A 20,131-nucleotide genomic window follows, 5' to 3' on the forward strand; every position below is an offset into this window, starting at 1 on the left:
GCCCTATCTGACCGGCCTAGTGAACGGTGAATTCACCCACACAGTTGCGCCATTCACCCGGAGAGATGAGTTTGCGATGGGTGAAGCGCACGTGATGCAAGGGACCTTCGATATTCTCCTGCCAGAACTCGATGAATTTGAATAGGCGGGGATAATCAGGCGCGAGATCGTAATCCTGCCACGTGTAGGTGTTCAGGACGCTTTGAAAATCAGGCAGTCGATAGGTAAATTCGGCCAAAGTCAGGCCGTATCCTGTGAGCATCAGCTCCGTCTCGCTCATGTCCTTTTGCATATACGTTTCTCCTAATTGGTGACCGGCTTTTCGCCAGATACGAGCCTCCCCTGCGTACAGCCTGCGCCAAATTCGTTAACTGTCAATAAAAACAGTATGTTATCAATTGAGCATCGTGGCTGCCAATGCCTACCCCGATCCACCATTGCACCCCATATCCCGTATGAGGTAGACTGCCTGACAACAAGATACAGCACGCCAGAGCGGCGGCGGACAAGAACAGGCGGACAACGTGAGCGACACACCCGAAACCCCTGAAAACCCAGAAGAAATCAAGCGCGTACCGATGGCTTGGGATGGACCGAAGATCTCCATCACAGAGGAGATGAAATCCTCCTACCTCGACTATGCGATGAGCGTGATTGTTTCGCGTGCAATTCCGGACCTGCGTGACGGCCTGAAACCTGTGCACCGGCGCATTCTGTTTGCCATGCACAAAATGGGCAACACGCACGACAAATCCTACCTGAAATCCGCGCGCCCCGTCGGTGACACTATGGGTAAATACCACCCCCACGGCGACAGCGCGATCTACGACGCCTTGGTGCGGATGGCGCAGCCGTTTTCGATGTCGCTACCCCTGCTCGACGGACAAGGCAACTTTGGCTCGATGGACGGCGATCAGGCCGCGGCCATGCGCTATACCGAGGTGCGGATGGCGAAATCCGCCTCCTTCCTTTTGGCAGATATCGACAAGGACACTGTCGATTTTGCGTTGAACTACGACGGTAAGGACAGCGAACCCACAGTCCTGCCCGCCCGTTACCCCAACATGCTGGTCAACGGCGCTGGCGGTATCGCGGTCGGCATGGCCACAAACATCCCGCCCCACAACCTCGGCGAAGTCATCGATGCGACCCTCACACTGATCGATGACCCTGACACCTCGACCGAACGGTTGATGGAAATCATCCCGGCCCCGGACTTTCCCACCGGTGCGATGATCCTCGGTCGGGCCGGCGCACGCAAAGCCTACCTGGAAGGCCGCGGTTCTGTCATTATCCGCGCCAAAACCCGTGTCGAAGAGATCCGCAAGGATCGCTACGCCATCGTGGTCGATGACATTCCCTATCAGGTGAACAAGGCGTCGATGATCGAAAAGATCGCCGAGCAGGTTCGCGAGAAAAAGATCGAAGGCATTTCGCACGTTCAGGACGAAAGTGACCGTGATGGCGTCCGCGTCGTTGTGGAACTGAAACGCGACGCGACACCTGAAGTGGTTCTGAACCAACTCTACCGCTTTACACCGATGCAGACGTCTTTTGGCTGTAACATGCTGGCGCTCAACGGCGGAAAACCCGAACAGCTCACGCTGCGCGAATTCCTTGAACATTTCATCACCTTCCGTGAGGAAGTTGTAAGCCGTCGCACCGCCTTTGAACTCAACAAGGCCCGCGACCGCGCGCATATCCTCTGTGGTCTGGCCGTAGCGGTCACAAACGTGGACGAAGTTGTCGCCACGATCCGCTCCTCCGCAGATGCCGCCGAAGCGCGTGAAAAGCTCATGACGCGCCGCTGGCCGGCTGCCGATATCGCCGGATACATCAAACTAGTCGACGATCCGAGCCACACGGTGAACGAAGACGGCACCTACAACCTGTCGGAAGTTCAGGCACGCGCCATTCTCGAACTCCGCCTTCAGCGCCTCACACAGATCGGCGTAAAGGAAGTCACGGACGAGTTGCAGGAACTCGCGGCGAAAATCAAAGACTACCTCGACATCCTGTCTTCGCGCGCGCGCATCATGGAAATTATCTCCAATGAACTCAAAGAGGTAAAAGACCTTTTTGCAGTTCCCCGTCGCACAGAGATCGTGGATTGGTCCGGCGATATGGACGATGAGGACCTGATCGAAAAAGAGGACATGGTGGTCACCATCACCGCCTCCGGTTGGGCCAAACGCACACCACTTGCCGACTACCGCGCCCAGAAACGCGGCGGCAAAGGCCTGTCGGGGATGGCCACCAAGGACGAAGACGTTATCACCACGCTCTTTGTGGCGAATACTCACACCCAGCTGTTGTTCTTCACCGACGACGGCATGGCCTACAAACTCAAAACCTATCGCCTGCCACTTGGTGGGCGCACGGCGAAGGGTAAGCCCATCGTCAACATTCTCCCGATCCCCACCGGCGTCGGCATCGCGGCGATCATGCCTGTGGACAGGGCCGAGATTGATTGGGACGATCTGCAGGTGATCTTTGCGACGTCCAAGGGTTCTGTGCGCCGCAACCGCCTGTCGGATTTCACCAATGTGAAGTCGAACGGCAAAATCGCGATGAAGTTTGAAGGCGACGATGAAGGCACCCGCCTCATCAACGCGCGCATCTGTGACGAAAACGACGACGTCATGCTCGTGACCTCTTCGGGTCGTGCGATCCGTTTCCCTGTCACCGACGTGCGGGTGTTCAACTCGCGCTCTTCCACCGGTGTTCGCGGGATCAAACTGGTGAATGAAGGCGACGAAGTCGTGTCGATGTCCGTGATCCGCCATTTTGACTCCGAGCCGTCCGAGCGGGCCGCTTACCTCAAAATGCGTCGCCAGATGGCTGGCGCGGACGAGGTTGATGGAACCGATGACGACGAAGACGCCGTTCCAGGCGATATCTCGATCGAACGTTTCGAGGAAATGCGCGACGCAGAAGAACTCATTGTGACCATCTCCAAAGGTGGCACAGGCAAACTATCGTCGAGCCATGGCTATCCGGTGCGCGGCCGCGGTGGCCAAGGCGTGACGGCCATGGACAAAGCGATGCGCGGTGGGGCTCTTGTGGCGTCCTTCCCCGTCGGCCTCGATGATCAGATCATGCTTGCCACCTCCAAAGGCCAATCCATCCGCTGTCCGGTCAACGGCATATCGTTCCGGTCGCGCTCTGCGGGTGGCGTGAAGGTGTTTGACACCGGAAAAGGTGAGGAAGTCGTCTCTGTCGCGTGGATTGCGGAACGCGAGGACGACGAACCTGACGAGGACGTTTAAGAACCAGCAGCGAATCCTGTGGCCGCGCGGCCACAGGACGCCTGCAAGAGGCTGGCTACCGCTACGTAAAACGACGCTTTTGTGACTATATGACCAACAGAATCAAGATGTTTCATCTGTAATCCTGCCCGGAAGAGTATTTGCCATGCGTTATCTTTTGACCGCTGCCTCGGTCGCCCTGTTCACTACACCAGCTGTTGCTCTGGAGTTCTCCAAAACAGCGGTCGAAGCAACGCTGACACAAGCGAGCAGTGACGGGGTCACCGAAAATGTCTTCAGCATTGCGGGCAAAGCGTCATTTGTGCATGGATCTCTGTTCGGCGAACTCAACGCAGGCCTTGTGCGTCAAAAGTTCACCGCAGGTCCGTTTGAAGAGACTGCCGAGATTAGCACCTCTTCTCTCGTGATCGGGACATCTATTGCCGGAATTTCGGATGTCTACGCCCGTGCGAGCATCATCAATGCATCCTTTGACGATGAATTTAGTGACAGTGAGACCCTGTGGGGTCTGGGTGCGCAAACCAACCTTCTCTACGGCGAATATGGTTTCGAATTCATGACCAATTCGAGTGGCGACCGTATCTACACCATCGCGGCCGCCCTGCCGATCACCGACAATGTCGACGCCTACGGATACTGGCGCAATCTGGACGACGATGATCCCGTCGATACGCAATACGGTTTCATTCTGGACGTTGATCGCGGACCCTTCACCGGCACGATCGGGTACTTGGATCTGGACGAAGGTGACAAATTGGCCGGCATCGACATGAGCTATGATCTGTCGCCCAAAATTTCCGCCAAAGCCAACCTTGCCCGCTACTTCGAAGAAGACCCGGTCACTTTCGTGGCTCTGGGCCTTGGCTACGAAGTCGCCCCCAACGCATCCATCGAAGCCCGCATCGGCCAGGCTCGCCCGCATTCCGGCGACAATGCGACTGTCGTGGGGATCGCCATGCGGCTTGACACCTATGATAGCCGTCGGGTCGTCAAACGCGCGGAAGACAGCTTTTCGAAAATTTCCGGCAACCTGTTCACCAACGCGATCAGCTTTTGATCCGGACAAAATGGTAACCTGAGGGCGGCGCATGTGCCGCCCTTTTGCGTGCCCTCTTTCCCTTGGCGCGCGGACAAGCTACATCCCCCGCATGACAAAAGAATTGCACATCGTTGGCGGCGGAATGGCCGGATCCGAAGCCGCCTGGCAGGCCGCGAACCTCGGCGTTCGCGTGGTTCTCCATGAAATGCGCCCCAAAGTCGGCACCTTTGCCCACCAAACCGGCAATTTTGGCGAAATGGTTTGCTCGAACTCGTTCCGCTCGGATGATGACGAACAAAACGCCGTGGGCCTTCTTCATTGGGAGATGCGTGCGTCCAAGGGCCTGATCATGGCCTCGGCGGATCGTCACAAACTTCCTGCGGGTGGCGCCTTGGCTGTGGACCGCGAACCCTTCGCAGAACACGTGACTGCGGCCCTCAAAAGCCACCCCAATATCGAAACCTCCTACGAAGAAGTCACCGAACTTCCCGATGAGGGCGAATGGATTTTCGCGACCGGCCCCCTGACGTCGCCCGCCTTGGGCGAAGCGATCGCGCGCGAAACCGGCACCGATCGCCTCGCGTTTTTCGATGCCATTGCGCCCATCGTCTATGCCGAGAGCATTGATATGTCGGTCGCATGGATGCAGTCGCGCTACGACAAAGGCGAAACCGAGGATGAGCAAAAAGCCTACCTCAACTGCCCGATGAGTAAGGACCAGTACGAAGCCTTTATCGATGCCCTGCTCGCCGCCGACAAAACCGAGTTCCACGAAGGCGAAACTGCCGGATACTTTGATGGTTGCTTGCCCATCGAAGTCATGGCCGAACGCGGTCGCGAAACCCTGCGGTTCGGCCCGATGAAACCGATTGGCCTGACCAACGAACATCGACCGGACGACAAACCATATGCTGTCGTTCAACTGCGCCGCGACAACAAACTCGGCACACTTTACAACATCGTCGGCTTTCAAACAAAGATGAAGTACGGCGCACAAACCGCTGTTTTCAAGATGATTCCCGGACTTCAGGATGCGTCTTTCGCGCGCCTCGGTGGCATCCACCGCAATACCTTCCTCAACTCGCCAACACTTCTCGATGATCATATGCGCCTACGCTCCAAACCGAACATCCGCTTTGCCGGTCAGGTCACCGGTGTGGAAGGCTACGTTGAAAGCGCGGCGATGGGGCTCCTTGCCGGACGCATGGCTGCCCACACAATCATGGGCCGCGACCTCGCGCCCCCACCGTTCACAACGGCGATGGGTGCCCTGATCAACCACATCACCGGCGGTGCGGATGCCAAGACGTTCCAGCCGATGAACGTGAACTTCGGCCTCTTCCCGCCGCTCGAAGGATTGCGCGGTGGCCGAAAAGGGCGAAAAGAGCGTTACAAAGGCTACACAGTCCGCGCCAAAGTAGACTTTAATCAATGGCTTGAGGCGCAATCCTCATGCAATGCATAACCCGCTTTGCGCCGTCACCGACGGGTCCACTGCACTTGGGTCATGCCTTCTCGGCTCTGACCGCATTTCGCCTCGCACAATCGATGAACGGTCGTTTCCTCCTACGGATCGAGGACATTGACCAATCGCGTGCGCGGCCCCAATGGGAAGCGCAGATTTACAATGATCTCGCGTGGCTCGGGCTGACGTGGGAAACACCGGTTCTGCGCCAATCGGACAACCTGGCGGCCTACAGTCGGGCTCTGGATTTGCTTTGGGAAAAGGGGCTGCTCTACCCCTGCTCGTGCAACCGCCGCGATATTTCTGCGGCGGCCAGCGCTCCACAGGAGGGTGCCCCCCTGCAAGGGCCCGATGGCATCATCTATCCCGGAACCTGTCGCCCCACGCAGCCTCCAACGGGCCCCAGACCGTATGATGTTGCCCTCCGGCTCGACATCGCAAAGGCAACACAGGAGATTTCGCATGTTGAATGGGATGAAGCCGGCCCCGATTGCGGACACCATTCCATCCCCTCCAGTGAGCTAATCACGTCTATAGGTGATGTCGTGCTCGCACGGAGGGATATGGGCACATCCTATCACCTCTCTGTGGTCGTCGATGATGCCGCACAGGCGATTACACATGTTGTGCGCGGAGAGGACCTTGCACCAGCCACGCCGATCCACGTCCTGCTTCAAACTCTCATGGGGTTCCCGACAGCGGCCTATTACCACCACACCCTGATCCGCGACGAGGCAGGTAAACGACTCGCGAAACGTGACGATGCGCGGGCGCTATCGACCTACCGTGACATGGGCAAAACGCCGGCAGATATCAGGGAAATGGTCGGCCTCGCCTGACCCCTTCGGGAGCGAGAGCGGACTACGTCCTCACGCCTCTGGCGTCATGAGCTCTACAACGTCGCCGCCACGCACCGCACGGTAGAAACAGGACCGTCGGTTTGTGTGACAGGCGGGTCCGCTCTGATTAACCGTCACGAGGATGCAATCCTCATCGCAGTCATAGCGAAAATCCACGAGTTCCTGAATGTGACCCGAGGTTTCCCCTTTGACCCAATAGTCCTGCCGTGACCGGCTCCAATAGGTGACGCGACCCGTGTCCAACGTGCGCGCGACGGCCTGCGCGTTCATCCACGCCAACATCAATACCTCGCCACTGTTTGCATCCTGCGCGATGGCAGGGATCAGTCCGTCGGCATTGTAGCGCAGGCTCGTTGGATCAAAAGTCATGGTGTTTTCCTTTTCAAAGCGCGCGACCTGCCCTATCTATCTGGGCAAATGCCTGATTGGCAACGCTCGGAAGACCACCAAAATGTCCAATGATCTCGCCAAACTCTATTCGACGCGCCTTCTGGCGCTCGCAGCTGACATTCCTCATGTCGGCCGCTTGGAGGCCCCTCAGGCAACGGTGCGCGAACGGGCGCCACTGTGTGGATCGACCGTGACCGTCGATATGGATATCGAAGATGACCGCGTTCAACACTTTGCACAGGACGTAAAAGCATGCGCCCTTGGTCAGGCAGCGGCGGCGGTCGTGGGCGCGAACATCATCGGATGTACCCACGCCCAAATTGCCCGCGCCAAACGCGAACTTGCGGCGTTTCTCAAAGAAAACGGCCCCGTCCCCGCCGCACCGTTCGACGGCTTTGAAGCACTCCTGCCCGCACGGGACTACAAAAACCGCCACGCATCCATTCTGCTCGCGATCACCGCAGCCGACCAAGCCTTTGCCCAGGCTGCAGAAAAAGATTGCGCTTAACGAAGATGTAACAGCCATGCGCCATCTTCTGGGCCAAACTGGAGACGCGCATGATTCCCAATCCCGATTTTGACAATGCCACGACTGCGGACGACGGACTGTCCCGCCTTGCGGAATACGCAGGTCATCTGGGGTATGAAATTGTCGACATTGCCGGCTTTCTTGACGAGGTCGATCATCAATCAATTCGCCAAATTGGCGTCCTCGAACGTGCCCAGACCGCAGTGCATGCCGTCACGAGCGGAAATCTGGCTGTGCGCGCGGCGATCGATGCCGTCACGGAGATCACCGACAGCACGCTCGAACAGGTGGAAGGATCGGTCGGCTTTGTGCGCAACAGCGGCCAAAAATCCGCCTCTGTCGCGACATGGGTAAAGGCCCTATCCGAACGCATGGAACGGGTGGCCACCTCACTGAACGCGGTAGAAGCGAACAATGCCCATATCGCCGAAATTGCGCGTCAGGTGAACATTCTCGCCATTAACGCCAAGATCGAGGCCGCGCGCGCAGGTGATTCCGGTCGCGGGTTCGGCGTCGTCGCCGAGGCGATCAACGAGCTTAGCCAGAAAACCGCCCGCGCAGCCGAAGGTATTGAGGAAAACATCTCTGACCTGTCCGTGTGGGTCTGCAAGCTGCGCGAAGAGGCCAAAGGGGTCTCCGACGATGCAGGCCATGTCATTGAAAGCGCAGATGCGACAGACAAGGCATTGAATGAAATCGCGCTCGGCGTGCGCGAGACCCACGAAGCCACCCATGATATGAAACGCGAAGCGGAAAGCGTGCGCTCCGCAATTGAACAGTTCGCGCCCGCGTTTAAAGAGATCGAAAGCGCCGCAAACGAAACGGCGGCCGGCATTACGACCGCTCATGAGCGCACGGATAAACTGATCGATACCTCGGAGACCATCTTCCAAACCTGCGTTGCACTGGGTGGGGCGAGCGATGAACTCCACTTTATCGATGCGCTGACCGAAACCGCCAAACAAGCCGGCCTGGTTTTCGAAGAAGCGCTCCAATCCGGGCGGATCACCAGTCAGGATCTGTTTGACCGGAACTACGTGCCCATTTCGGGCACCAATCCCCAACAATACGCCGCCCGCTTCACCGGGTTCACGGATGAGGTTCTGCCCGCAATTCAGGAGCCGATGCTCTCTTTTGATCCCAAAGTCGTCTTTTGTGCAGCCATTGACCCGAATGGTTATCTCCCCACACACAACGCGAAGTTTTCCCAGCCCCAAGGCACAGACCCCGACTGGAATGCGGCCAATTCGCGTAACCGTCGCCTGTTCAACGATCGCGTCGGCGTGAAAGCGGGACGCAACACCGAACCGTTCCTTCTACAAGTCTATCGCCGCGATATGGGGGGCGGAAACTTTGTCATGATGAAGGACCTGTCCTGCCCGATTTTTGTAGCGGGTCGTCATTGGGGTGGCATGCGCATGGGCTACAATTTCTGAGCGCAACTTGCGCCACGCGTACTTCATTCCCAAAAAAAAGCCGCGCACACTGAAAAGTGTGGCGGCTTAAGTACGATCTGCCGGTCCGTTTTGGGCGGGATGAGGATCGCCCCGACGGAACAGGTGAAGTCGAAACCTTGGGGAAAGGCCGGGCCGGTGGGTCAGATCTTGGGCAGAAACAGGTGTTAGAAGATTGCCGGGATAGAAAGCCCGCCGATCAGGATCACAAGCAGGGAAACCGCACCGACCATGTCTTCGGCAAGTGTCGAACGGGAACGTGTCAGAGCGGATTTCAAATCGTGGATCATATCGAATTCCCTTGATGAACTTACGCATCGTCAGCGCGTTAAGGTTAATGTTTGTTGCCTATTTGTTCTCATATTGCCTCCGCTCTGTAAAGAACTTTATGAGAACATTAGCGAACAAAAAGTAACCGACGAAAAATTTTTTCGTCTAACCTACAGAAATTAAACGAATAGCTTCGTCTTTTTCCATCAACCACAGGAACAGGCGGACGGCCAACCCGCGCTCGGACTTCAGATCAGGATCATCGTGAAGCAATTTGCGGGCATCAGATTGCGCCAAAGCCATGAGGGCTGACTGACGCTCCAAATCGGCGATGCGGAACCGCGGCAACCCCGACTGCGCGGTCCCCAACACATCTCCCGCCCCCCGCATCGCGAGGTCCTCTTCAGCTATCCTGAAACCGTCATCTGTTTCACGAAGGATCTCGAGGCGTCGTCGCCCGCTTTCACTCAAAGGAGGTTGGTAAAGCAGCAAACAGGTCGAAACGACATCACCCCGCCCCACGCGCCCGCGCAGTTGGTGCAACTGGGCGAGACCGAAGTGCTCGGCCCGTTCGATCACCATAATCGACGCGTTCGGTACGTTCACGCCAACTTCGATGACGGTCGTCGCCACGAGAACCGAGATGTCTCCGGCCGCGAACCGTGCCATGACGGCGTCTTTGTCCTCTGATGGCATCTGCCCGTGCAACAAACCCACCCGTCCCTCACCGAGGCTCGCGCGAAGCATTTTAAATCGCTCTTCGGCCGCCATCATGTCGACGACTTCACTTTCCTCCACCAACGGGCATACCCAATAGGCCTGCCGCCCGTCCTGCACCGCACCGCGCAGATGATCCACAACTTCGTCGAGCCGCTCGGTCGAACTTAGCGCCGTGCGAACAGCGGTGCGTCCGGGCGGTTTTTCATCCAGCACCGACAAATCCATATCGCCGTAGTGGGCCAAAGAAAGCGAACGCGGAATCGGCGTTGCGGTCATGACGAGAACATCGACTGATTTGCCCTTTTGTGCGAGTGCCAACCGCTGTGCGACACCGAACCGGTGCTGTTCGTCGACAATTGCCAGTCTGAGGTCGCAAAACACGACTTCGGGCTGAAAAAGCGCGTGGGTTCCGACCAGAATGTCGATGTCACCGCGCGCCAGCGCCGCGAGTTTTTGCGAACGCGCCGCACCTTTGTCCCGCCCCGTCAGGAGTTCAACCCGCACACCTGCTGCCTGTGCGAGCGGATGTAGCCCGTCAAAATGTTGCCGCGCGAGGATCTCTGTCGGGGCCATCATTGCGCCCTGCCCGCCGGCCTCGACGGCTATCAAAAGCGCCATCAACGCAACAAGCGTTTTGCCCGAACCAACATCCCCCATGAGCAAACGGTTCATCCGGACCGGCGCTGCCATGTCATTTTCAATATCACGAATGGCGCGATCCTGTGCCCCCGTTGGCCGGTAAGGAAGAGAAGCCAAAACCGAGCCGCGAGAAGCCCCGTTCCCAACCGTGGGCCGCCCTTTTCCACGACGGGCACGTGCGCGGGCCAAAGCCAAAGTGACCTGATGGGCAAACAATTCATCATAGGCGAGGCGTTGGCGGGCCGGTGAAACCGGCGTCACCTCGTTGGTTGAAAGAGGCGCATGCGCCGCCTTGAGCGCCTCTGCAAAACTCGGCCATCCTTCTCGCGCGCGCAGCCCCGGATCAATCCATTCCGGCAGATCGGGCAACAGATCAATCGCCGCACGCGCAGCTTTGGCGACGGTTTTTTGCGTCACACCCGCAGTTAGCGGATAGACAGGCTCGAACATTGGCAGGTCGTCGCTGGCCGCGGGATCAAGAATGTGATCCGGGTGCGGCATCTGTATCTGGCCATCAAAAAGCTCCGTCTTTCCCGACACCAGTCGTTTTACACCAACCGGTAGTTGTTTTTCGATCCAGTCGCTTGCGCCACGGAAAAACACGACCTGAAAAGTCGTCGCGGCATCTTCGAGGAAAACGCGATGCGGCAACCCTTTGCGGCGCGGCAGTTGATGACGCAGAACCTTGGCGACCACGGTGACAACTTCACCGGCCGGGACCTCAGTGACACTGTCGCGGCGACGCCGGTCGATCACAGAATGAGGAAGGGTGAATAGCAGATCGCGCGGGCGCACAACTGACAGGCCGGAAAACGATTTGGCCGTTTTGGGACCAACCCCGGGCAGGCTTTCAAGACCTGCAAAAAGGGGGAACAATTTGGCTGGGCGGCCCGCACTCATGTGTCACCGATGAGGTCGAGCCACGCATCTTCATCAATGATTTCGATGCCGAGCTCCGCGGCTTTCTTGGCCTTGGACCCCGCACCAGGTCCCGCAATCAGGATATCGGTTTTCGCAGAAATGGAGCCCGACACCTTTGCACCAAGCGCTTCGGCGCGTGCTTTCGCTTCGGCGCGCGTCATCTTTTCCAGTGTGCCCGTGAAAACGACCGTTTTTCCACTAACCGGGCTATCCGACGCAGGCGGCGCAGCATCGACGATGTCCAGATGCGCAATCAACCGATTGATGGAGTCACGTTCGGCGGGCTGATGAAATGTCATGATCAAGGATGTCGCCATCACCGCCCCAACACCGTCGATCGACAACAGATCGTCCCATGCGGCGCCCTCTCCGACCTGTGCGGATAGAATTGCATTTTGAAAACTGCCCCAGTCGCCGAAATGGGTTGCCAGGAGCGATGCCGAACTCTCTCCGACATGGCGTATACCGAGCGCAAATATTAAACGGGACAGAGAAATCCGGCGCTTTTCGTCAATCGCCGCAAACAGGTTCGTGGCCGATTTTTCGCCCCATCCTTCGCGGTTTTTCAGTTGGCGCAGCCCTTGGCCGTAACGGCCATACAATTCAAAAATGTCGGCGGGTTCGCGGACCCAACCGTCCGCATAGAACTGTTCGACCTGCTTTGCGCCCAGCCCTTCAATATCGAATGCCGCGCGCGACACAAAATGTTTAAGTTTTTCAACTGCTTGGGCCGGACAAATCAACCCGCCCGTGCATCGGCGGACGGCGTCCCCTTCGTCGCGGATCGCCTCGGAGCCGCATTCGGGACATATGGTCGGGAAAACGAAAGGTTCGGAGTCCTTGGGGCGCTTTGCGAGGTCGACATCGGCGATCTTGGGGATCACGTCGCCCGCACGATAAACCTGCACCCAGTCGCCAACACGTATGTCTTTGCCATCGCGGATTTCATCGCCGTTGCTGTCCAGACCCGCAATGTAATCTTCGTTGTGCAATGTTGCGTTCGACACAACGACACCACCTACCGTGACCGGATGCAGCCGGCCGACGGGTGACAGCGCCCCAGTGCGACCGACCTGAATGTCGATTGCTTCCAGACGCGTCCACGCCAATTCAGCTGGAAATTTATGTGCAATAGCCCAACGCGGCGTTGTCGAGCGAAACCCCAACCGACGCTGGAAATCGAGGTCGTCAACTTTGTACACGACGCCATCGATATCGTAGCCGAGGGTCGCACGTTGAAGTTCGATGGCGCGGAAATGGTCAAGAAGGGACTCGAGATCATCGAAGCGTCGGGTCAGTGGATTGGTCTTGAAACCCAACCGGGCCAGCCTGCGAATGGCCTCGGATTGGGTCTGCGCGAGGGGTTCTGATACCTCGCCCCAAGCATAGGCAAAGAATTTCAGTGGCCGTGATCGGGTAATTTCCGCATCAAGTTGGCGCAGGGACCCAGCTGCCGCATTGCGCGGGTTGGCGAAAGTTTTGCCCCCGCGGGATTCTTGTCGGGCGTTTAGGGCATCGAAATCCGCATGGCTCATGTAAACTTCGCCACGGACCTCCAAAACGTCCGGCGCGGGCTCGATCACGGTTGGGATGTCGTCGATCGTTCGGGCATTGGATGTGACATTTTCACCTGTCTCACCGTCACCGCGCGTGGCCGCATAGACCAGTTGGCCCTCTTCGTAACGCAGAGAAAGCGAAAGTCCGTCAATTTTGGGTTCGCCCGTATAGGCGACAGGATCGGACACGCCGAGGTATTTGCGGATAGAGGTGTCGAATTCACGCACGTCGTTATCATCAAACGCGTTGGACAGAGACATCATCCGCACGGCGTGCTTGATCTTACCAAAGCCTGCAGATGCCGGAGCACCGACTTGCTGTGACGGGCTGTCTTTGCGCACAAGTTCGGGAAAACGTGTTTCCAAATCGGCGTTGCGACGTCTGAGAGCGTCAAAGTCGGCGTCGCTCATCACGGGAGCGTCGTCACCGTGGTATGCGGTGTTGGCGTTGGAGATTATCTGCGCGAGCCGCGCGAGTTCCGAGCGGGCTTCTTCTTCACTCATCTTTTCGATGGGCTTATCGCCAGACATTATGCGACCTCCCCGTTTCACACCAGCACCCAAGGTTTAGGCGCGGGTTTCGAGGAGGTCCATAGGGAGAACGAAAGAGATCGGTAATTCGGTGGGCGAAGCACGCCGGTGCTTCGCCACATTGTCTCACAGGGCGTGGTTAGGCCCCGACGGCAATCTGTTGGTCTGTTCCGCTCGTCGTTTCGGGATCGCGCAGCACATATCCACGCCCCCAAACCGTTTCGATGTAATTGTCACCAGCCGTCGCATTCGCGAGTTTCTTGCGAAGTTTACAGATGAATACGTCGATGATCTTCAATTCAGGCTCGTCCATGCCGCCATAGAGATGGTTAAGGAACATCTCTTTGGTAAGCGTGGTGCCTTTGCGAAGCGATAGGAGTTCGAGCATCTGGTACTCTTTACCGGTCAGGTGAACCGGAACGCTGCCGGAGGCCACCGTTTTGGCATCAAGGTTAACCTCGATCTTGCCGGTTTTGATGACCGACTGAGAATGGCCTTTGGAGCGGCGAATGATTGCGTGGATACGGGCCACCAACTCTTCGCGGTGGAACGGTTTGGTCAGGTAATCGTCGGCACCAAAACCAAAGCCCTTAATTTTGTTCTCTGTATCGTCCGCGCCTGAAAGGATCAGGATTGGCGTATCTACACGGGCCAGACGCAACTGGCGCAGGACCTCGTGGCCGTGCATGTCGGGCAGACCGAGGTCGAGAAGGATCAAGTCATAATCATAGAGCTTGGCCAGATCGATCCCCTCCTCGCCAAGGTCCGTTGTATAGACATTCAGGTTGGCGTGGGACAGCATCAACTCGATGCTCTTTGATGTCGTGGGATCGTCTTCGACCAGCAAAATTCTCATGACCCGTCTCTCCTTGGCTCAATACACTACGCGTTCACCGTGTGTTCAAATCTGCCTCGACGATGGCCAAAAATGGTTAATCACACGTTACCAGAAACTAAGGAATACCCTACACAACTTAAAGTTGTCTATATTTTTGTACCGCTGTTGCCTTTAGAGCCGTTTCACCGTGCGCCTGAATCGCATTTCGCCAGGAATTAAATTCCTCTTCGGACAACCCATAGGTCTTCAACGCCTCGGTCAGAGGAATCAATCCGTAGGCGACACCCTTTACAATTGCAGCCTTTCGCGACGCCACCCAACGACGGGTATTTGTGGGCGGTAAATCCGCGCGCGTCATGATTGTACCATCAGGAAGAACCACGGCTCTGGGCCCATCAACCTTTTTCAAAAACATCTTTTCCACCTCTCACAATGAAATTACACCCCCGTTGTGCGGGATTCCTCTTAATGGCAAATGAAACTCCCCCTTGAGAGTAGATGGCATTTTCCTATATTCCGCACATACTCCAGAAAGGTTTTGTTCATGGCTCACGACGGCACACACCCGTTGAACTCACTTGGCTTTGCCAAACCCCCGTCGCAAACACGTGTAGTGGTTGCGATGTCCGGTGGTGTGGACAGCTCGGTCGTGGCCGCACAATTGGCCGAAGAAGGCTATGATGTCGTTGGCGTCACGCTGCAGCTCTACGACCACGGTGCTGCCTTGGCGAAAAAAGGCGCATGCTGTGCAGGGATCGATATCCACGATGCCCGCCGTGTGTCCGAGGAAATGGGTTTCCCCCACTATGTGCTCGACTACGAAAACATTTTCAAAGACGCCGTGATCGACGAATTCGCCGACAGCTATCTCGCGGGGGCCACGCCGGTGCCCTGCATTCGCTGCAACGAACGCGTGAAATTCAAGGACCTGCTGGAAACCGCCAAGGACCTCGATGCCGACTGCATGGCGACAGGCCACTATATTCAACGCGTCATGGGGGCGAACGGCCCCGAATTGCATTCGGCCACGGATGCGGCGCGCGATCAGTCCTATTTCCTGTTTTCGACAACGCCAGAACAGCTCGATTTCTTGCGCTTTCCGCTCGGCCACCTGCCCTCAAAAGACGCGACCCGTAAATTGGCAGCGAAATACGGGCTGAGTGTCGCGGACAAACCCGACAGTCAGGACATTTGCTTTGTGCCCGATGGCAACTACGCCTCGGTGATCGAAAAACTGCGCCCCGGCGCGGCGGAGCCCGGCGAGATCGTCGATCAGGAAGGTCGCGTACGCGGCACCCATAACGGTGTGATCCACTACACCATTGGCCAACGTCGCGGTCTGGGCATCGGCGGCCTCGAGGAGCCGATGTATGTGGTCAAACTCGACGTCGACACGCGCCGCGTGATTGTCGGGCCCAAAGAGATGCTCGCCACGCGCAAAATTCCGGTGCGCGAAATCAACTGGTTGGGTGACGAACCCTTCACCTCGCGCAGCGAATGGCACTTGGGCGTCAAAGTCCGCTCTACGCGCCCGCCGCGCGACGCGATCATCCGTCCGATTTCCGAAACAGAAGCGGAAGTAGAACTGATCGTCGCCGAAGAAGGTGTGTCCCCCGGTCAGGCCTGTGTGTTCTACGACCCCGACAGCCCCCGCATTCTGGGTGGCGGCTGGATTTGGCGCGGGAATTGACCCAGACCAAAGACGGATCGACAGGCCTGCGCGAAAATTGACCGGTTCTGATGAAAGGACGGATCAATGAAGACCTGTGAAAGCTGTGGGATGCCCATGTCCGCGGATCCCGAAAACGGCGGATCCGAAAAGGATGGAAGCCGCTCCGATCGCTATTGTTCCTATTGCTATGGCGATGGCGCTTTTTTACAGCCAGACATATCGGCCGAAGAAATGCGGGACTTCTGTTACGCGAAAATGCGCGAACAGGGGTTCTGGCGACCTGTTGCATGGATACTGACGCGCAAAATTCCAAAGCTCCCCCGCTGGACATAACCGCGCCCTAGCCACGTTGATCACCCCCGTGCGAATTCCTGCGGGGCTACATTAAGGCGCGTCGCGGCCACGAGATATAGAGTTCCTCCCGTCTCTTGGAGGGGACTAGTCATGAAACAATGTCAAAGCTGCGGTATGGCGATGGCGCGCGACCCCGAAGGGGGTGGCACCCGCGCCGACGGGACACGCACGCAGGAATATTGTTCATTTTGCTATCGCGATGGAGAATTCCTGCAGCCGCGCATATCCGCCCACCAAATGCAGAAGAGGTCCCGCCAACAGATGCGCGACCAAGGCACATGGGCCCCGCTGGCATGGCTCTTTGCGCGCCAGATACCGCATCTTAAACGGTGGGATCGAACCGCCTAAGGACGGCCCAACCCGTCGAGGATTGCGCGGGCTGCGCGCAGACCCGGTGCCTCACCGCCCTGCCCCAGTCTCTCCATCGTCGTGGCGAGGGCAGCGCGCTGATCCTGTGGGCGTAAATAGGCCCGCGCCAAAGCCGACGCGATGGATGCAGGCCGGCACTGGGGCCCGAGGAATTCTTCTACATGGCGGGTGTCAGAGACCAGATTGACCAAGGTCACAGTATCGACCAACAGCTTGCGCCGCATGATCTCTTCGGTGAGACGGTTCATCCGGTAGGCCACTACCATCGGTGTATCCGCCGCAGCCAATTCCAGCGAAACCGTACCAGACGCCGCAAGCGCCATGTCAGCCGCGCGAAAAGCCGCGCGCTTTGCGCCCTTGTCGTCGGGCCGGATCAACACCGGTTTGCACGGCCAGTTTTTCGTGGCCTCACGCACGGCATCCTCCACACCATGGGCCACCGGAATGACCACACGGGTTTCGGGGCGCCCTGCGGCGAAGATGTGAAGACTTTGCCCGAACACGGGCGCGAGGCGACTGACCTCACCCTGGCGCGATCCGGGAAGCACGAGGATCAGCGGCGCATCATCGGAAATTCCGTAGAGATTGCGAAACCCCTGCGCCTCCTCGGGGCTGGCGGTGGGTTCGGCAACCACGGGATGGCCGACAAAATCGCACCGCAATCCCACCGTCTCAAAGTAGGGTGGTTCAAACGGAAACAACGCGAGGACCTGGTCGACACGGGCGGCCATTTTCAACGCCCGTTTCGGTCGCCATGCCCATACCGTCGGCGCAACGTAGTGACAGATTCTGATGTTGGAGCGTGCCTTCACAATCTCTGCCACCCGCAGACAAAAATCAGGCGCATCCACCGTCAGCACAACATCCGGCTCCCACGCCAGAATGGCCTCGGCCACTTCGCGGATCCGGCGCTTAAGATGGAAATACTTCGGCAGCACTTCGAAAAGGCCCATCAGGGTCAATTCGGACATGGGGAATTGGCTTTGCAGGCCCTCTTGCGCCATGAGCGCGCCACCAACCCCGCGAAATTCGACATCGGTCAGGGATTTCAGGCCGGCCATCGCAGAAGCCGCCAATCGATCCCCCGAGGGTTCACCCGCAATGACAAAGACCTTCACCGTCATACCGCCCTCAGAAACATGCCCGCCCCCTCTATCCGAGTTTTCACAGCATCGCGGTCCAGCACAATGACCTGACCGGCAGGAATTTCGATCCCACCCACTCCCGCGCGCTGGGCGGCGTCGATGGTTTCAAGTCCGATTGTCGGCATATCAATGCGCAGGTCCTGACCCGTCTTGGGCGCTTTGACAAAAACACCGGGAGCACGGCGCAGTGACTGGGGCGTTTGCCCCACAAAACCCAGCATCGCGTTGGTCCCCTGTAGCGTTTCGATGCCCAGAACCTGCCCACCCGCACAGACCGCACCCTGCCCGACATCGAGCGGTGAGAGCGCGGCGAGCACACCGCGCGCTCGCTCGGCGTCTTTTTCGTCCTCTGCGGTCGGTTTTCGCCCCCAAACTGTCCCCTGCTCCAGACAGAGCTGCGGGCAAATATCGCGCGCGCCGCGCACCGTGAAGCCCTGCGCCTCGAACAAGGCGATCACCTCGCGCAGAAGGGCATCGTCGCCTTTGCCTAAAGACATCGCGAGTTTCAGAGCATGTCGATCCAACAAGACGGGATTGATCTTGGGGCGCGCCATCGCACCCGCAAAAGTCACCGCGTCGACATCGAGCGATTTGAGATCTTTGAACAGTTTGCCGAGTTTTTCGATCCGCCCGGGCAATGCCTGCACGTGATCGGGCACCTCGACATCGGTGAGCGTGACATAGACCGGATCAACCAGCGACGCGGCCAAGACCCGAGGCAGTGCCCCGGTTCCCGCTATGATCGCTGTTCGCCCCATCCCTGCACCCCCGCGCTATTTCGGCGTCAGGAAACCGCGGTCGCTATCGCCCATGACGAAAGCCACCATCGCGCGCACATAGGCGCTATCGAAATCATCGGTGAGCCGCTCGGCGCGATCGCGGAAGGAACCATCACCCTGCTTGAGCATCTGGAAGGCGCCCCGCAACTGGTTGATGTCATCCCGGTCGACACCTTTGCGTTTCAATCCGACGAGATTGAGCCCATCGAGTTCCGCGCGCGGCCCCTGCACAAGAGCATGGGGCAGAACATCCGCGGTCACCATCGACAACGCACCGATAATTGCGCCCTTCCCGATCCGCACCCATTGGTGGATGCCGGAGAGTCCACCGACGATCACATCATCCTCGAGGACACAATGCCCTGCAATGGCGACCGAATTCACCAAGATGACGCGGTCACCGATCTGCGCGTCATGGGCCACATGGCAGGACGCCATGAACAGCCCGTCATCGCCCACACGGGTCACACCGCCGCCCCCTTCGGTGCCGGTATTCATGGTGACGTATTCGCGAATACGGTTGCGCTCGCCAATAATCAGGCGGCTCTTTTCGCCCTTGAACTTCAGGTCCTGGGGAACTTCGCCAATGGACGCAAACTGGAAAATCACCGTGTCCGCCCCGACCTCGGTCATGCCTGTAACCACCGCGTGGCTTTTTACGCGCACGCGATCAAGGAGCACCACATCCGGCCCGATATGACAAAACGGACCGATCTCGACACCCGCGCCAATCACCGCGCCGTCTTCCACCACACTGGAGGGGTGGATTGTCGCGCTGGGGTCAATACGGCTCATGGGCGGCGCTCCTTTCAATCCTTTGGAAGGTCCATCATGGCGGTAAAGCTCGCCTCACAGGCAAGATCCCCATCCACTTCGGCACGTCCGTCGAATTTCCAAACCTTACCGCCGCCACGTTTCGTCGTGATGTGCATTTTCAGAACGTCACCGGGGCCAACTTTGCGGCGGAATTTGCAGGACTCGATGGACATGAAATAGACAAGAAACACCTTATCCGCCAGATCGAGATCAACCCCAACCATCACCGCCGCGCTTTGCGCCATGGCTTCAACGATTGTCACGCCCGGCATGATCGGCGCACCGGGAAAATGCCCGGTGAAATGGGGTTCGTTAAAGGTCACATTCTTGATGCCGGTGCAGGATTTTGCCCCATCGATGTCGACAACTTTATCGACCAGCAAAAATGGATACCGATGCGGGATGATCCGTTGGATTAGCTGGATATCTGCGGATTTCAGGCCTTCAGCCATGCGTGTTCCTTCCCTTATTCCGATCTATGCCGGATCTTTCTAAATTTTGCCCATCGCTCTATG

At 57.8% G+C, this 20,131-nt stretch carries 20 protein-coding genes; 9 read left to right on the top strand and 11 right to left on the bottom strand.

The window, feature by feature from the left end; genetic code table 11:
- Nucleotides 1-16 precede the first annotated feature (16 nt).
- A complete protein-coding gene (locus ABD815_RS13630; protein ID WP_344847919.1) occupies nucleotides 17-280 on the bottom strand; it encodes an usg protein in 264 nt (87 codons plus the stop codon).
- A gap of 244 nt (nucleotides 281-524) precedes the next feature.
- Between ABD815_RS13630 and gyrA the strand changes: the two genes are divergently transcribed.
- The 4 genes from gyrA (at nucleotide 525) to gluQRS (ending at nucleotide 6,612) form a co-directional block, all read left to right on the top strand.
- Nucleotides 525-3,269 carry a DNA gyrase subunit A gene (gyrA, locus tag ABD815_RS13635; protein WP_344847920.1) on the top strand — a complete coding sequence of 915 codons (2,745 nt, stop codon included), beginning with the start codon at nucleotides 525-527 and terminating at the stop codon, nucleotides 3,267-3,269.
- 145 nt (nucleotides 3,270-3,414) lie between these two features.
- Nucleotides 3,415-4,326, top strand: a complete 912-nt coding sequence (locus ABD815_RS13640) for a hypothetical protein (RefSeq protein ID WP_344847921.1) — start codon at nucleotides 3,415-3,417, stop codon at nucleotides 4,324-4,326.
- A gap of 91 nt (nucleotides 4,327-4,417) precedes the next feature.
- Nucleotides 4,418-5,773 (top strand): methylenetetrahydrofolate--tRNA-(uracil(54)-C(5))-methyltransferase (FADH(2)-oxidizing) TrmFO, encoded by a 1,356-nt coding sequence (gene trmFO, locus ABD815_RS13645; protein ID WP_344847922.1) that lies wholly within the window; start codon nucleotides 4,418-4,420, stop codon nucleotides 5,771-5,773.
- Nucleotides 5,761-6,612: a tRNA glutamyl-Q(34) synthetase GluQRS gene (gene gluQRS, locus ABD815_RS13650; protein WP_344847923.1), complete on the top strand. Its 852-nt coding sequence runs from the start codon at nucleotides 5,761-5,763 to the stop codon at nucleotides 6,610-6,612. Before trmFO ends, gluQRS begins: the two co-directional genes overlap by 13 nt.
- A gap of 30 nt (nucleotides 6,613-6,642) precedes the next feature.
- Here the strand turns inward: gluQRS and hisI are convergent, their stop codons facing one another.
- Entirely contained in the window at nucleotides 6,643-7,002 is a 360-nt protein-coding gene (hisI, locus tag ABD815_RS13655) for a phosphoribosyl-AMP cyclohydrolase (protein ID WP_344847924.1), read from the bottom strand.
- An 82-nt stretch (nucleotides 7,003-7,084) separates the two neighbouring features.
- Between hisI and ABD815_RS13660 the strand changes: the two genes are divergently transcribed.
- Nucleotides 7,085-7,531 carry an iron-sulfur cluster assembly scaffold protein gene (locus ABD815_RS13660; protein ID WP_344847925.1) on the top strand — a complete coding sequence of 149 codons (447 nt, stop codon included), beginning with the start codon at nucleotides 7,085-7,087 and terminating at the stop codon, nucleotides 7,529-7,531.
- 50 nt (nucleotides 7,532-7,581) lie between these two features.
- A complete protein-coding gene (locus ABD815_RS13665; RefSeq protein ID WP_344847926.1) occupies nucleotides 7,582-8,988 on the top strand; it encodes a methyl-accepting chemotaxis protein in 1,407 nt (468 codons plus the stop codon).
- Nucleotides 8,989-9,173: 185 nt separating this feature from the next.
- Here the strand turns inward: ABD815_RS13665 and ABD815_RS13670 are convergent, their stop codons facing one another.
- From ABD815_RS13670 to sciP, 5 genes are all read right to left on the bottom strand, one after another.
- Nucleotides 9,174-9,296 carry a hypothetical protein gene (locus tag ABD815_RS13670; protein ID WP_344847927.1) on the bottom strand — a complete coding sequence of 41 codons (123 nt, stop codon included), beginning with the start codon at nucleotides 9,294-9,296 and terminating at the stop codon, nucleotides 9,174-9,176.
- Nucleotides 9,297-9,441: 145 nt separating this feature from the next.
- A complete protein-coding gene (gene recG / locus ABD815_RS13675) occupies nucleotides 9,442-11,535 on the bottom strand; it encodes an ATP-dependent DNA helicase RecG (RefSeq protein WP_344847928.1) in 2,094 nt (697 codons plus the stop codon).
- Nucleotides 11,532-13,643, bottom strand: a complete 2,112-nt coding sequence (gene ligA, locus ABD815_RS13680) for an NAD-dependent DNA ligase LigA (RefSeq protein ID WP_344847929.1) — start codon at nucleotides 13,641-13,643, stop codon at nucleotides 11,532-11,534. The genes recG and ligA overlap by 4 nt, the downstream gene beginning before the upstream one ends.
- Before the next feature lie 139 nt (nucleotides 13,644-13,782).
- Nucleotides 13,783-14,499, bottom strand: a complete 717-nt coding sequence (gene ctrA, locus ABD815_RS13685; protein ID WP_344847930.1) for a response regulator transcription factor CtrA — start codon at nucleotides 14,497-14,499, stop codon at nucleotides 13,783-13,785.
- A 118-nt stretch (nucleotides 14,500-14,617) separates the two neighbouring features.
- Nucleotides 14,618-14,896 (bottom strand): CtrA inhibitor SciP, encoded by a 279-nt coding sequence (gene sciP / locus ABD815_RS13690; RefSeq protein WP_344847931.1) that lies wholly within the window; start codon nucleotides 14,894-14,896, stop codon nucleotides 14,618-14,620.
- 129 nt (nucleotides 14,897-15,025) lie between these two features.
- Here sciP and mnmA point away from each other — a divergent pair, with 129 nt between their 5' ends.
- The 3 genes from mnmA (at nucleotide 15,026) to ABD815_RS13705 (ending at nucleotide 16,855) form a co-directional block, all read left to right on the top strand.
- A complete protein-coding gene (gene mnmA / locus ABD815_RS13695; RefSeq protein ID WP_344847932.1) occupies nucleotides 15,026-16,171 on the top strand; it encodes a tRNA 2-thiouridine(34) synthase MnmA in 1,146 nt (381 codons plus the stop codon).
- Between the two features lie 66 nt (nucleotides 16,172-16,237).
- Complete coding sequence (locus ABD815_RS13700; protein ID WP_344847933.1) at nucleotides 16,238-16,486, top strand: zinc ribbon domain-containing protein; 249 nt, start codon at nucleotides 16,238-16,240, stop codon at nucleotides 16,484-16,486.
- A 111-nt stretch (nucleotides 16,487-16,597) separates the two neighbouring features.
- Nucleotides 16,598-16,855, top strand: coding sequence for a zinc ribbon domain-containing protein (locus ABD815_RS13705; RefSeq protein ID WP_344847934.1), 258 nt, complete (start codon nucleotides 16,598-16,600; stop codon nucleotides 16,853-16,855).
- Here the strand turns inward: ABD815_RS13705 and lpxB are convergent.
- From lpxB to fabZ, 4 genes are read right to left on the bottom strand one after another with little or no spacing between them, the layout of a single operon-like run.
- The gene (gene lpxB / locus ABD815_RS13710; protein ID WP_344847935.1) at nucleotides 16,852-18,000 is read right to left on the bottom strand and encodes a lipid-A-disaccharide synthase; all 1,149 of its coding nucleotides are present in this window, start codon (nucleotides 17,998-18,000) and stop codon (nucleotides 16,852-16,854) included. The two genes, ABD815_RS13705 and lpxB, sit on opposite strands and share 4 nt — an antisense overlap.
- Nucleotides 17,997-18,779, bottom strand: coding sequence for an LpxI family protein (locus ABD815_RS13715; protein ID WP_344847936.1), 783 nt, complete (start codon nucleotides 18,777-18,779; stop codon nucleotides 17,997-17,999). Before ABD815_RS13715 ends, lpxB begins: the two co-directional genes overlap by 4 nt.
- Before the next feature lie 15 nt (nucleotides 18,780-18,794).
- The gene (gene lpxA, locus ABD815_RS13720; RefSeq protein ID WP_344847937.1) at nucleotides 18,795-19,595 is read right to left on the bottom strand and encodes an acyl-ACP--UDP-N-acetylglucosamine O-acyltransferase; all 801 of its coding nucleotides are present in this window, start codon (nucleotides 19,593-19,595) and stop codon (nucleotides 18,795-18,797) included.
- A gap of 14 nt (nucleotides 19,596-19,609) precedes the next feature.
- Complete coding sequence (fabZ, locus tag ABD815_RS13725; RefSeq protein ID WP_344847938.1) at nucleotides 19,610-20,068, bottom strand: 3-hydroxyacyl-ACP dehydratase FabZ; 459 nt, start codon at nucleotides 20,066-20,068, stop codon at nucleotides 19,610-19,612.
- Nucleotides 20,069-20,131: the final 63 nt, after the last annotated feature.

Source organism: Celeribacter arenosi, from assembly GCF_039539485.1.
GTDB classification, from domain to species: Bacteria; Pseudomonadota; Alphaproteobacteria; order Rhodobacterales; family Rhodobacteraceae; genus Celeribacter; species Celeribacter arenosi.

What these genes read in the sequence shown, in the direction of transcription:
- ABD815_RS13700 (WP_344847933.1), top strand. Translation starts at nt 16,238, where the DNA reads ATGAAGACCTGTGAAAGCTGTGGGATGCCCATGTCCGCGGATCCCGAA.
- mnmA (WP_344847932.1), top strand. Translation starts at nt 15,026, where the DNA reads ATGGCTCACGACGGCACACACCCGTTGAACTCACTTGGCTTTGCCAAA.
- ABD815_RS13715 (WP_344847936.1), bottom strand. Translation starts at nt 18,779, where the DNA reads ATGGGGCGAACAGCGATCATAGCGGGAACCGGGGCACTGCCTCGGGTC.
- lpxB (WP_344847935.1), bottom strand. Translation starts at nt 18,000, where the DNA reads ATGACGGTGAAGGTCTTTGTCATTGCGGGTGAACCCTCGGGGGATCGA.
- hisI (WP_344847924.1), bottom strand. Translation starts at nt 7,002, where the DNA reads ATGACTTTTGATCCAACGAGCCTGCGCTACAATGCCGACGGACTGATC.
- trmFO (WP_344847922.1), top strand. Translation starts at nt 4,418, where the DNA reads ATGACAAAAGAATTGCACATCGTTGGCGGCGGAATGGCCGGATCCGAA.
- ABD815_RS13630 (WP_344847919.1), bottom strand. Translation starts at nt 280, where the DNA reads ATGAGCGAGACGGAGCTGATGCTCACAGGATACGGCCTGACTTTGGCC.
- ABD815_RS13670 (WP_344847927.1), bottom strand. Translation starts at nt 9,296, where the DNA reads ATGATCCACGATTTGAAATCCGCTCTGACACGTTCCCGTTCGACACTT.
- ligA (WP_344847929.1), bottom strand. Translation starts at nt 13,643, where the DNA reads ATGTCTGGCGATAAGCCCATCGAAAAGATGAGTGAAGAAGAAGCCCGC.
- ABD815_RS13640 (WP_344847921.1), top strand. Translation starts at nt 3,415, where the DNA reads ATGCGTTATCTTTTGACCGCTGCCTCGGTCGCCCTGTTCACTACACCA.
- ABD815_RS13660 (WP_344847925.1), top strand. Translation starts at nt 7,085, where the DNA reads ATGTCCAATGATCTCGCCAAACTCTATTCGACGCGCCTTCTGGCGCTC.
- gluQRS (WP_344847923.1), top strand. Translation starts at nt 5,761, where the DNA reads ATGCAATGCATAACCCGCTTTGCGCCGTCACCGACGGGTCCACTGCAC.
- ABD815_RS13705 (WP_344847934.1), top strand. Translation starts at nt 16,598, where the DNA reads ATGAAACAATGTCAAAGCTGCGGTATGGCGATGGCGCGCGACCCCGAA.
- ABD815_RS13665 (WP_344847926.1), top strand. Translation starts at nt 7,582, where the DNA reads ATGATTCCCAATCCCGATTTTGACAATGCCACGACTGCGGACGACGGA.
- sciP (WP_344847931.1), bottom strand. Translation starts at nt 14,896, where the DNA reads ATGTTTTTGAAAAAGGTTGATGGGCCCAGAGCCGTGGTTCTTCCTGAT.
- recG (WP_344847928.1), bottom strand. Translation starts at nt 11,535, where the DNA reads ATGAGTGCGGGCCGCCCAGCCAAATTGTTCCCCCTTTTTGCAGGTCTT.
- lpxA (WP_344847937.1), bottom strand. Translation starts at nt 19,595, where the DNA reads ATGAGCCGTATTGACCCCAGCGCGACAATCCACCCCTCCAGTGTGGTG.
- ctrA (WP_344847930.1), bottom strand. Translation starts at nt 14,499, where the DNA reads ATGAGAATTTTGCTGGTCGAAGACGATCCCACGACATCAAAGAGCATC.
- fabZ (WP_344847938.1), bottom strand. Translation starts at nt 20,068, where the DNA reads ATGGCTGAAGGCCTGAAATCCGCAGATATCCAGCTAATCCAACGGATC.